Origin of the sequence: Kaistella flava (ex Peng et al. 2021) (genome assembly GCF_015191005.1) — a bacterium.
GTDB lineage: Bacteria > Bacteroidota > Bacteroidia > Flavobacteriales > Weeksellaceae > Kaistella > Kaistella flava.
Map to the genome: position 1 here is coordinate 3,332,783 of NZ_CP040442.1, position 12,713 is coordinate 3,345,495.

The window sequence follows — 12,713 nt, forward strand, 5'->3', positions numbered from 1 at the left end:
ACAATAATAAGTACTTAATATTAACATTAAAATTAAAAACTATGGGTATTTTAACTTGGATCATTTTTGGTCTTATCGCAGGTGCAATCGCTAAAATGATTATGCCAGGAAATCAGGGAATGGGTTGGTTGATGACTATTATTTTAGGAATCGTAGGTGCATATGTTGGTGCATTTGTAGGTCAACTATTAGGTTTAGGAGATGTAACCGGTTTTAATATCGGAAGTATGTTCTTAGCTGTTGCCGGTGCATTAATTATCCTCTGGATATATGGTATGGCCACTAGACGTAATTAATAAATTAGGATAATAAGAAATCCCGCTCTGAATTTCAGGGCGGGATTTTTAATTTTAAATGGACTTGTTACAGCGTTTAATTTATTTTAATTTCAAAAGGCACTTTCATCATTACACCTTCCTGTAATTTTGGATTGGTCATTTGTTCAAACATCTTGTAGTTTTCTGCGCCGATTTTATTTTTAATCAATCTTGCAGAAATTTCATCTTCATCTAAGTTTTTGAAAATTTGATCAAACGGACTCATTTTTTTTGGATAACTCATAACACCATAATCTTTCAACTTCGCTTTTTGTGCTGCGAAATTAATTGCATCTTGTAAAGTTCCCAATTCATCAACTAAGCCGATTTCCTTAGCACGCGTTCCGCTCCAAACTCTACCGCCTCCTATTTCATCAATTTGTTCAAATGATTTCTTACGGTTTTCTGTTACAAAATGTACAAATCTTTTATAAGTCTGTTCTACACTTTTTGTTAGGATTGCAACTCCACCTGGTGTAACTCCATTTACCGCTGAATACATATTGGAATTTGCATTGGTCGTTACCGCGTGAGAACTTAGTCCATTTTTATTTGCAAGTTCTTTAAAGTAAGGGATCATCCCAAAAACTCCAATTGAACCAGTTAATGTGTTAGGTTCAGAATAGATTTTATCTGCAGCCATTGCAATATAATATCCCCCAGAAGCAGCATAGTCACCAAAAGAAACAATGATTGGTTTTTTCTTTTTCAGCTGTTGTAGTTCAAATAGGATTTCATCAGAAGCATTTGCGCTTCCACCAGGAGAGTTTATTCTAAGAACTACTGCTTTTACTTTATCATTTTCAGATAGCTTTTTAATTTCTTTCACGAAATTATCGGCATAAATGTCTTTGTAACCTTCACCATTATAGATAGATCCCGATGCATAAAGTACCGCAACCTGGTCATCTTTTTTAGAAGAATCATCGCTGTAAGAATTGATGTATTTTTTAAAAGAGACTTTCGTAAGTTTATCTGTTGCAGTAAGATTAAGTTTTGTTTTGATCATTTGATCGTACTCACTTTTCTGCATTAATTTATCTACTAATTTATTAGTTAAACTTAAAGTAGGAATCGCTCCATAAAGACTATCAACAACGGTACGAAACTGTGCGGAATCAATTTTTCTTGAAGTCGCGATTTTCTGTGAGTTAACAGACCAGATATCATTTAATAAAGTTGAGAGTTGTTCTTTATTTTCTGGAGACATATCATCTCGCATAAATGGTTCTACAGCAGATTTGTATTTACCGTGTCTGATGATTTGAATTCCAATTCCGTATTTATCTGCAAAGCTCTTCATATATAGGACTTCCATTGATAAACCTTTTAAGTCAATTCCACCAGCTGGGTTTAGAATATACTGATCAGCGACAGAACCTAAATAATAAGCCGGTTGTGATACAACATTACCATAAGCGTAGACGAATTTTCCGCTTTTCTTAAAGTCTTCTAAAGCATTACGAATATCATCTAACTGTGTAAATCCGGCACGAAGTCCATCTGTTTCAATACTTATTCCTTTAATTTTATCATCTGATTTTGCTTTTTTAATGGCTTCGAGCATATCAAATATTAATATATTTTTCTGCTTATCACCGAAGGCAAATAGCTCGTCTTGGTCTTCTGTAGGGCTATCGATGATATTTGTTTTAAAATCAAGTGTAAGTATAGTGTTGTTTTTAATGTTAGGTTTTTGATCACCGCTGAAGGCGCTTGCTGCGATTATCATTATTAAAAACAGTGAAAACACTGCAGCTATAATAATAATAGCAACTATATTTGCCATAACATTTTTAAAAAAACTCTTCATAATTTATATATTTGAACGATATGTCGCAACATGAAGTCACTTTGTTACTCGGAAGCAATCTGGGAGATACCAAAAGTAATATTGAGTTAGCTCTCCTTAAGATAGAGCAGGAGATTGGAGAGATTATAAGGAAAAGTGAAACGTTAGTTACTGACCCTGTAGAATTTGTTAGTAATAATATTTTTTGTAATATTGCATTAGTAATAAAAACACAATTTTCTCCCGTAAAACTCTTAGATAGAATAAAATCAATTGAAAGAGAGATGGGTAGGGAGAATGATACATTGATTTCAGGAGAGTACCAAGACAGGATCATCGATATAGATGTAGTATGTGTTGGTAATCTGCGTTTCTGGTGCAAAGAATTAAAAATTCCACATCACAAGCATTTATATCAACGTGATTTTTCTAGGAAATTGTTAGATGAACTTTCGAAACATTAAAAACACCAAATATGAAATTAAATTTATTATTAACATTAGCAATACCCATTGCTTTTTATGCGCAGAATAATTCTGCTGTCAATACTACTGGTGACTATCCCAATTCTTACTCATCTGGATCCGCAAAAGTTAAACACTTTGATAATTCATCAAGGATGTTTCGCGATTGGTCTATTTCTGTAGGCGGTGGTGGTGCATTTATGCAAAATGCAGACGTTACTTCCTTTTACGACGGAAAGGTTAATTTTGGATGGAACGCTTACGCTAGTTTAGATAAGCAAATTACACATACATTTGGGATGAATTTGCAATATCAAATGGGTAAGACCAATCAAAAAGCTCTGTTACCAGGAGCAGCAGGAATAGCAGCAGGCGTAGCAACTGCTTATACAAAATATCATCAAGTTTCTATCTTAGGTGATATTAATTTTTCTAATTTAGTTCGTCGTACCGATAATCATTCGCCATATAGATGGGCTTTGCATGGTTATGGGGGAGTTGGTTTGCAAGGTTATAGAACTTTGTTACTTGATAATGATATGTCTAGATGGAGTACGACCCCAAGAAGAATTCCTGTTCAAATTGAGCAAAAATTAGCCTTAGACAGTTTCTTTTACCAAATCGGAACCGGTGTGAAATTCAATGCTTCTAAATTGATTGATATTGAAGCCAGAGCAATGTATATTATTTCTGGTGATGACTCTTTTGATGGAGGTGGCTTTGGGAAAAATGGAGTTCCTAGATATAATGCAATTAAAGATGGAAATTCAGATAATATGCTAACAGTTAACTTAGGTTTATCATTTAAACTTGGGAAACACGATACGCATCTTGCCTGGTTTGATCCATTGCAAAACATTAATTCTAGAATAAATGTTTTAGATAATGCAAATAATGATTTTGTAGTATGTGAAAAAGGAGATTTAGATAATGATGGAGTTTGTGATGATTGGGACAGACAGCTTGATACTCCTGCAGGAGCGCGAGTTGATGGTGCAGGTGTAGCATTGGATATGGATTTAGATGGTGTCATCGATTTGTATGATAAATGCGTTACGGTTCCAGGACCAGTTGAAAATAATGGTTGTCCAATTAATGTGAATCCAAAATAAAAAGAAGTGAAATGTTGTATTTAAAAACAACTAAGTAGCTTTCATTAATTAAAAAAATAACAAATAATATGAAACTAAATTTAACAAGTATTGCATTAGCGCTCGTATTGCCTACGGCGGTTTTTGCGCAGGATTCGATTATCAGTTCTACTGCTAATTATCCTAATCCTTATACTTCAGGTTCGGCAAACGTATCTCCTTTTACACAAGAGTCAAAAAGATTTAATGATTGGGCTATCTCTGCTGGTGTTGGGGTTCCATTGATGCAGTCTTCAGATCTTACTTCGCTGAAAGGCTACGGAGCAGGAAAAAACCTTTTTGGTTGGTCTGCTTATTTAAGTGTTGATAAAGCACTTACTCATGCTTTTGGACTTAAACTTCAGTATGATAAAGGAGAATCAAGACAAGGATTTGTAGATACAAAAGATCACGTTGCTTCAAGTGGTGATGGATCAAGAACACAATATGATGCGATTTCGTTATTAGGAGATATTAATTTTTCAAACCTTTTGAGAAGAGTAGATAATAAATCTCCGTTTAGATGGGCACTTCACGGTTATGCCGGTGTTGGTACTTTAGCATATAGAGCTTATAGACAAGATGCAGGTCCTGTTTATAATCAAAATTTAGTAACGGAAATCAAACCATTTAAATTAGGTAGTTTATTCGGACAAGCTGGTGCAGGACTAAAATTCCGTGCTACAAAATCTTTGGATCTTGAAGCAAGAGGGATGTATGTGTTAAGCGGTGATGATAACTTTGATGGAGCTGGTGGTACATCATATAATGGAAAAATTAATGATAACCCTTCAGATAACTTAATTAATGTTACTTTAGGAGCAACATTAAATTTAGGTAAACATGAAGCTCACCTTTTCTGGCATGATCCACTCCAGGAGATTTATTATAAGTTAGATGTTTTGGCTGATAGAAACCAGGATGTTGAAGTTTGTAAAAAAGGAGATGCTGATAATGATGGAGTTTGTGATGATTGGGACAGACAACTTGATACACCTCTAGGTGCGAGAGTTGACGGTGCAGGTGTAGCTTTAGATACAGACTTAGACGGTGTAATTGACTTGTATGACAAGTGTGTGACTGTTCCGGGACCAGTTGAAAATAACGGTTGTCCATTAGATTCACAATCAACTGTTTCGGATGAGACAAGAACATTAGAAGGAATTGAATTTGATTTGAATTCAGACAGAATTCTTCCATCAAATACTCCAATTCTAAACAATGCAATTAACTATATTAATTCATCTGAGGGTTCTTATTATGTAATTGGAGGTACTGATACAAGAGGTACTGACGCTTACAACCAGAAATTGTCTGAAAGAAGAGCGAATAATGTTAAGAATTATTTAATCAAGAACGGCGTTAATACAGGTAAATTAGATGCGATTGGAAGAGGTGAAACAAACCTTAAATATCCAGAATGTGAGCCTGCAACTAAATGTCCAGAATGGAAAAACAGAGCGAATAGAAGAGTTTACTTCGAAGCAAAGTAACTTTCTAAATACTTTTAGATACTAAAGAAAGCCACGTTAATCGTGGCTTTTCTTGTTTTATGCCATCTATTTCAGTAATTTTACTCCATGATTTCCACCCATGATTTTGAAAAATTAAAGCAACAAACCTTAAAGCATTTTTGGGGCTACGACACGTTTCGAGACTCGCAGGAAGAAATTATTAATTCTATTATTTCAGGGAAAGATACTTTGGCGTTACTTCCGACAGGAGGTGGAAAATCAATTTGTTATCAACTCCCGGCTTTGATTTTAGAAGGAACATGTTTGGTTGTTTCACCTCTTTTGGCTTTGATGAAAGATCAAGTTTCTCAGATGAAGAGACTTGGAATAGAAGCTGAATATCTTTCTTCAGAACTGGACGAATATGATGCCGAAGTGATTTTTAACCGTTGCAAAGATGGCTTGACTAAATTACTATACATTTCTCCAGAACGTTTAACGAATCGGTTATTTCTTCAGAATTTAGAAGAAATTCAGATCTCATTTATTGCGGTAGATGAAGCGCATTGTATTTCAGAATGGGGACAGGATTTTCGTCCGAGTTACCAGCATATCAAAGCCTTCAGAGATCAATTAAAAAACATTCCTTGTGTTGCATTAACCGCAACTGCAACTCCAAAAGTTTTGCAGGAAATTCAGTTAAAACTGAACCTTAAAAACCCGGTCATCTTTCAGAAAAGTTTTAGACGAAATAATCTTAAAATTATATCCGATAAAATTGCTGACAAATACGAAAGAGTTCGAAATCTTTTAAAATATAATAATTCTTCAGGAATTATATATGTCAGAACTCGAAAAGAAGCCGAAGAATTATCGAGTTTTCTTCACCGAAATCAAATCACCAACGTTGATTTTTTTCATGCAGGAATTCCGGTGAAAGAGAAAAATGCGAAACAAAACCATTGGCTTCAAAGTCAAGACCAAGTCTTAATTTCCACCAATGCTTTCGGAATGGGAATCGACAAAGATAATGTGCGGTTCATTATCCATTTTTCTCCCGCTGCTTCTATTGAAAATTATTATCAGGAAATTGGTAGAGCTGGTCGGGATGGCGTAGATTCTCATGCTTTTCTACTTTGGAACGAACAGGAATTAAAGAATTTTGATCAAATTTTGATTAATCAAATCCCATCGAAATCAGAGTTTCAGAATATTGTTTCTTATTTATATTCCACTTTTCAAATTGCGGAAAATGATCTGCCTGGAAATGTTTTCCAGCTTCATATTCAAAGAATTCAGAAATTTACAAAAGTGTCTTTAGCAAAGATTAGAAACGTTCTTCAGTTTTTGCATCATCAGGAAATTATTTTCTATAACTATCAAAATTCTCTTTCGTCATTGGAACTCAAAATTGGTTCTGATGAAATTGATTTATTACCAAAAAAAGACGCTTATTTTATCGAACTTTTATTAAGAACACTTTCAGGACTTACCACGCACAAAGTGATGTTCAGTGAAAAAACCTTTAGTAATAAAATCGAGTCAGATCCACATTTGGTAAAAGAGCGGTTGCGGGAATTACAGAATAAAGGCTATTTAGATTATATCGATGGCGCTTTATCGAGTGTTAAATTTTTGAAGCATCGAGATCAGCGAGCTATAGAAGGAAAGTACTGGAATCTTTTTTCTCAGATTCAAAAGAACAAAATTCAGAAATGGGAAGAAATGAAATTCTTTGTTCAGAATGATGACTTTTGTAAAATGAAATTGATCTTGTCTTATTTCGGCGAGAAGAATGCGAAAAACTGTGGTCATTGTTCGGTTTGTGAACAACAAAAAGAAACGGTGTTCGGACGTGATGTTTCCGCTGAAATTTTAGAAATATTAAAAAGGTCTCCAGCAAACGTGGAAGAGATTTCCATTAAACTTAATTATTTTGGCAAAGAAAATATTTTAGAAAATCTGATTCATTTGCTCGATTCGGGTAAGGTAAAAATGCTCAATTTTAGAACGTACTGTTATAATCATGATTAAAAATTAATCTGATATTTATTTAAACATCCTCAATTATTATATTCAATGAAATCATTAAAAGTTATATTTTTCGGAACTCCAGAATTTGCAAAAACTTCACTAGAAGCTATTCATCAATCGCATCATGAAGTTGTTGGAGTAGTAACGGTTGCCGATAAAGCGAGTGGACGTGGACAAAAGATTCATCAATCTGCAGTAAAGGAATTTGCCGTTGAAAATTATTTACCAGTTTTTCAACCAGAGAAATTAAGAGATCCTGAATTTTTAGAAAATATCAAAAATTTAAACGCTGATGTTTTTGTTGTGGTAGCATTCCGAATGATGCCGAAGATTTTGTTTGAAATGCCAGAAATGGGAACATTCAATCTTCATGCATCTTTGTTGCCTGATTATCGTGGTGCGGCTCCAATTAATTATGCCGTAATTAATGGTGAGAAAAAAACAGGTGCAACTACTTTTTTTATTAATGAAAAAATTGATGAAGGAAATATTCTTTTACAAAATGAAATTGAAATTTCACCAGAAGAAAATGCCGGTGAATTACACGACCGTTTAATGGAAATGGGCGCGAAACTCGTGGTTGAAACTTTAGATGGTTTGTCGGAAAATTCAATTCAGGAGAAACCGCAGCCAGAAGTTGAGCATCCAAAAAATGCCTTTAAAATTTTTAAAGAAGATACTAGAATTACCTGGAATCAAAATTCGGAAACTGTTCATAATTTCATCCGTGGAATGTCGCCATATCCTGCTTCTTTTACAACCATTAAAATTGGAGAAGACGAGAAATTCTTAAAAATTTATAAAGGAAAATTTGAAAATGAAACTCATGATAAAACGCCAGGAAGTTTAGAAATCGATAAACATCAATTTAAAATATTTACGAAAGACGGTTTTTATGTGCCAGAAGAAGTTCAGCTTGAAGGAAAGAAAAGAATGTCAGTCAAAGATTTCTTAAATGGATTTCAACATTTCGACCATATTTCGATGGCATAATTTAATTTCTGTTTTTAATTTGCCATAATTAATCGCTTTCAATAGTTAATCAGTACAATTGTTTTACTGAGTTTTCTATAAATAAAAAATGCCCAAGTTCTAAACTCTGGCATTTTTTTGTAACTAATCCAATATCAAAAATGGTGTTAATTTCTATTTTTTAATAATACCCAACCTTTGTACATAACGGGTAAATTGGTTGCAGGTTCGATCCAGTTTAAAATATACCAGTAAGTTCCGGTCGGAAGAACTCTCCCGTTTATTTTACCGTCCCAGATATAAGGTGTTTTTTGAGAAATAAAAACTTGATTTCCGTAGCGATCGTAGATTTCTATTTTCACGTCTTTTTTAATGCTTAAATCCGAATAATCTAAAACATCATTTTTGCCATCTGCGTTTGGCGTAATGACATTAATTAAGTTGAGAATTAAAAATTCTTTATTAATGGTTTCGCAATTCTGAGCATCTTTTAAATAAACTTTACGAAGACCTCGTGGAACATTACTGAAAATATTGGAGTCTTGAAAAGTGATATTATCCAATGAGTATTGATAAGGAGGTGTTCCTCCGTTTGCGAAAACAGTTGCTGTACTTCCTGAAATATCGATATTGGTGATTTGTGGAAGTTCTGAGGCGGTGACTTTTACGGTTTGTCGATAAGTACATCCGTTGGAAGTTAAATCTACGTAATAAGTACCAATTCCTACATTTGAAATAGTTGATGTTAAAATGCCTTCTTCACCTGTGCTCCATTTATAATAATTGAATCCTGACCCTGCGTCTAAAGATGTTGTTGAAGTTCCGCAAATAATCTGATCCTGTAAAACCAAGGATTCATCTGGAGTTTTTTTAATAATCGTAATCTCACCAACATTTGGACAATCGGAGGAGTTTTGTAGTCTTATACCAAAAGTTTTTGAAGCGGTACTTAAGGTTTGTGAGGCTGAAATCGGGTTCACATTATTTCTTGCATCAGCGATAGAAGCGAAAAATAGAGGTGTTAATGAATCTAAAGTGAATTGTGATACATATTTATTTAAATCAACAGTTACTGAGTCATTACGTTTATCATCACAAATGGGATCAGTAAGATCTATAGTTATTAATGGGGTTTTAATCCCGATCGTAAAATCCATTTGTCCTAAAACAACCGGACAACCCGCAGTGTTTTCTATTCTGATATAGACTGTTGTGTTGTTAGAGAAAGACCAATTATCGGGAAGAAATTTGGTGTTGCCACTTTGTTGATCGGCAGGATCTAAATAGTATTTTACGATAAATGAGCTATTGTAATTCGAAATAATCTGCGGAGAAATAGTTGAAAATTTAATTGGGATACTTCCTGTAAAAAGATCATCGCAGAAATTAGAGTTAAATGCAGCAAGATTTAAAATTGGGGGACTTGTAATCTCTAAAGTAATTTGTGCAACTTTAATGCATCTAAATGAAGACGTGATTTTAGCGTAAACAATTCCGCCATTAGTATTGTAATTGGTGAAATTGGTAATCGGATTAGTTAATCCCTGATCAGTAAAGTAGAGGATTGTGTTCGTTATATCGGTTGAAATATTCGCAAAACTCAAATTGAAAGTTCCTGTTCCATCTGGATTTGGACAAACTCTAATCGTATCATCTTTAACTTGAAGGACTTTTATATTTATGATTACTTTAAAATATTCGGTGTCTTCGGGAGTTCCGTTTCCTTCAATATAATAAACAAAAATATCTGAAGTATCTGCGGTTAAAGTAGAATTCGGAGTATAAGTAATAATTCCTGTTGTAGCATCTACGGTTGCAGTTCCAGAGGATGGTTTTATGCTAACTCTGGTTTTACCCGGTACAATTACTTGTGTAGAAGTTGTGAAGTTTGGAGTAATCTTAGTCGTGTTACAAGATCCAATCGTAAATGCAGTCGTGGAAATCGGTGGACAAGAAGTGAATTGATACGGTGTAGTTAGTTTTGTATCGCAATTCGTTTTGGTAATGATACATGTATAATCTCCAGGACCAAAGATATCAGGATTAACGAAATAAGTAGTTGCACCTGGAATAGTTACTCCGTTTAAATACCATTGATATTGATCATAAGAATCATCAACCTGTAATAAAACGCCCGAATAGCAATCTCCAGTTTTAGAAATAACTGGTACTGAACTAAAACCTGCAAAATAACCACCGTAGCCGACTGCGCCATTTCCAGCAGCAATTCCAGCAGTGACGGATTTTGTTGAATTAACGGTAATATTCCCACTCACATTTAATACGGTGTAAGTTTCCCAATTTGAATTGCCTTGCACCGGAAAAGGACCTTGGAAGCCGGAAAGTACATTTCCATTTACTCTAACTGTAGCTCCTTTTTCGGAAATGATATTAAGTTTAGTGTTAAAATTTTCATAGCCAATTTGATTAATAGAAGAAATCTCATCAATCTTATTTGGTAAAAAACAACTCAGTGCAGGAATGAAATTAAAGCCTCCTGTTGCATAAACATTGCCCGTAGGGATTCCAGCTAGAAGTTGATATACATATACATTTTGTGTAGTGGAAATACTCATGTTATAATGATCTTTTCCTTGATCTACATAATTGCTCACGCCAAATACATGATATTTTCCCGCATTTAAAACAACTCCTGTGTCTACGCCATTAATCATAATATGGGTATTATCTTCAGATGCCACAATAAGAGCAGATTCCATATTGTTGTTAGAAGGACCATTTCCTTTTACCATAATGAATTCATTACCCAGTCTTTCTACCGGAACAGACTGATCCATTAATATGTCATTATTACTGGAGTTCTCATTAGTGTAAATCGCATTAAAGTTTCCGTTAGTCACTGCAATAGGTTGGGTTGCTTCGATTTTAGCACCGACTAAGCCGGCTCTATTTGCTTGGTCTCTATTACTAATCGCATCAATAATATAGGACTGTCCTTTATTTAGAGTAAATGTTTTAGTTGGGCTGCTTGTGCCATCCGCAAAAACTACCGCGGGATTATAGCCAGATAATTTTACCGTAGTATTGTCTTCAGTAGCAATGATTCCTATCGTTGCATTGATATAGTCTTGTGCTGCGGTAAGAGGTGCCATCACTGCGAAAAAGTTTTTACCAACTCCAGCTAAACCTTTAGAAGTAATGATTTCTGCGTGATTGGGAACAGCAAATCGATAGTTAGCAAAAAACTTTTTAGAACCTTTGACATGAATCCCCATCGGAACCGGTGTGAACATTTCATTACTCAAGATCGTCATCATGAAGTTAAAAGGAATGTCAATTGTTTGAGGACTTCCCTTCGCTATTTGGACGGTAGTGTAAAGAATGTTGTTATTATAGATTTCAACCTGAAAAGGAATAGTTTCACTCGTGGAAAGATATAAATAACTTTCTGGTTGAAATGATCCGTTGGAACCAGGACTTCCAGCCATCGGAGCAAACCAATGTTCAGTATCCATCTGTGCTGATGCAAATGTAAAAAATAAGGCAAAAACTAAAGAAAGTAAATTTTTCAATGATATAAAAATTAGGTTAACAAAATTACTTCTATTTAAGCCGAAAAAAAAATCTCTTCCTAAAAATAGGAAGAGATTTTAATCATATTAAGATTTAGAATTAAGTAAGACTTACTCTTACGAAACCTATTACTTTTAAATCTCCGTTTACAGATTTTACATAATCAGCAACAGACATATTACCATCTTTAATAAAAGCTTGGTGAACCAAAGTGTTGTCTTTGTAGAATTTCTGCATTTTACCTTTCAAGATGTTATCGATGATGTTTGCAGGTTTCCCTTCTTTAATCAATAATTCTCTTTCGATTTCTAATTCTTTATCAATCGTTTCTTGAGAAACCATAGTTTCATCTAATGCGATTGGCTTCATTGCAGCAACCTGCATAGATACAGATTTTGCAACTTCAGCAGCTCCATCAACATTAGCAGAAAGTGAAGTGATTGCAGCAATTTTATTTCCTGCGTGAATGTAAGCTCCTAAGAAAGGACCTTCAATTCTTTCGAAAGAACCGATTTCAATTTTTTCTCCGATCAAACCTGTTTGCTCGATCAATTTTTCAGCAACAGTCATTCCGTGGAAATCAGAAGCTAAATATTCTTCTTTGTTTGCATAAAAAATAGCTTGCTCAGCAAGTTCGTGTGCTAATTCTACGAAATTGTCATTTTTTGCAACGAAATCTGTTTCACAATTCAAAGCGATGATTGCACCCATAGTGTTATCTTCGTTTACTTTTGCAATTACAGCACCTTCGTGAGAATCTCTGTCTGCTCTGTTAGCTGCAACTTTCTGTCCTTTTTTTCTAAGGTTTTCAATTGCTTTATCGAAGTCTCCATCAGCTTCTACCAACGCTTTTTTGCAGTCCATCATTCCTGCGCCTGTAATGTTTCTTAATTTAGCTACATCTGCAGCAACTGGTGTATACATATTTTTGTTTTTTTTGTTAAAAATTGATTAAGTTCGCTATGTTTTTAAGCGTTGCAAAGATAATAAATTTCGCACAAACTAAAAAGCGCAAT

The 12,713-nt window shown here is 34.4% G+C and carries 9 protein-coding genes; 6 read left to right on the forward strand and 3 right to left on the reverse strand.

From position 1 onward, the window contains the following. Positions 1–41: 41 nt before the first annotated feature. The gene (locus Q73A0000_RS15080; protein WP_193811747.1) at positions 42–296 is read left to right on the forward strand and encodes a GlsB/YeaQ/YmgE family stress response membrane protein; all 255 of its coding nucleotides are present in this window, start codon (positions 42–44) and stop codon (positions 294–296) included. A 76-nt stretch (positions 297–372) separates the two neighbouring features. Here the strand turns inward: Q73A0000_RS15080 and sppA are convergent, their stop codons facing one another. After that, on the reverse strand, positions 373–2,130 hold the full coding sequence (sppA, locus tag Q73A0000_RS15085; RefSeq protein ID WP_193811748.1) for a signal peptide peptidase SppA: 1,758 nt from the start codon (positions 2,128–2,130) through the stop codon (positions 373–375). 20 nt (positions 2,131–2,150) lie between these two features. Here sppA and folK point away from each other — a divergent pair, with 20 nt between their 5' ends. The 5 genes from folK to fmt all read left to right on the forward strand — a co-directional run bounded on the left by folK (position 2,151) and on the right by fmt (position 8,184). Continuing rightward, a complete protein-coding gene (folK, locus tag Q73A0000_RS15090; RefSeq protein WP_193811749.1) occupies positions 2,151–2,573 on the forward strand; it encodes a 2-amino-4-hydroxy-6-hydroxymethyldihydropteridine diphosphokinase in 423 nt (140 codons plus the stop codon). A gap of 11 nt (positions 2,574–2,584) precedes the next feature. Then, entirely contained in the window at positions 2,585–3,685 is a 1,101-nt protein-coding gene (locus Q73A0000_RS15095) for an OmpA family protein (RefSeq protein WP_193811750.1), read from the forward strand. Positions 3,686–3,753: 68 nt separating this feature from the next. Then, the gene (locus Q73A0000_RS15100; protein WP_193811751.1) at positions 3,754–5,196 is read left to right on the forward strand and encodes an OmpA family protein; all 1,443 of its coding nucleotides are present in this window, start codon (positions 3,754–3,756) and stop codon (positions 5,194–5,196) included. An 87-nt stretch (positions 5,197–5,283) separates the two neighbouring features. Further along, positions 5,284–7,191: an ATP-dependent DNA helicase RecQ gene (locus Q73A0000_RS15105; protein ID WP_193811752.1), complete on the forward strand. Its 1,908-nt coding sequence runs from the start codon at positions 5,284–5,286 to the stop codon at positions 7,189–7,191. A gap of 45 nt (positions 7,192–7,236) precedes the next feature. Beyond that, the gene (fmt, locus tag Q73A0000_RS15110) at positions 7,237–8,184 is read left to right on the forward strand and encodes a methionyl-tRNA formyltransferase (protein WP_193811753.1); all 948 of its coding nucleotides are present in this window, start codon (positions 7,237–7,239) and stop codon (positions 8,182–8,184) included. Positions 8,185–8,330: 146 nt separating this feature from the next. On the opposite strand, the gene Q73A0000_RS15115 is transcribed toward fmt, so the two are convergent. Together Q73A0000_RS15115 and tsf are read right to left on the reverse strand one after the other, a co-directional pair. Further along, entirely contained in the window at positions 8,331–11,696 is a 3,366-nt protein-coding gene (locus tag Q73A0000_RS15115) for a T9SS type B sorting domain-containing protein (RefSeq protein ID WP_193811754.1), read from the reverse strand. A gap of 100 nt (positions 11,697–11,796) precedes the next feature. Continuing rightward, positions 11,797–12,621 carry a translation elongation factor Ts gene (gene tsf / locus Q73A0000_RS15120; protein WP_193811755.1) on the reverse strand — a complete coding sequence of 275 codons (825 nt, stop codon included), beginning with the start codon at positions 12,619–12,621 and terminating at the stop codon, positions 11,797–11,799. Positions 12,622–12,713 lie beyond the last annotated feature (92 nt).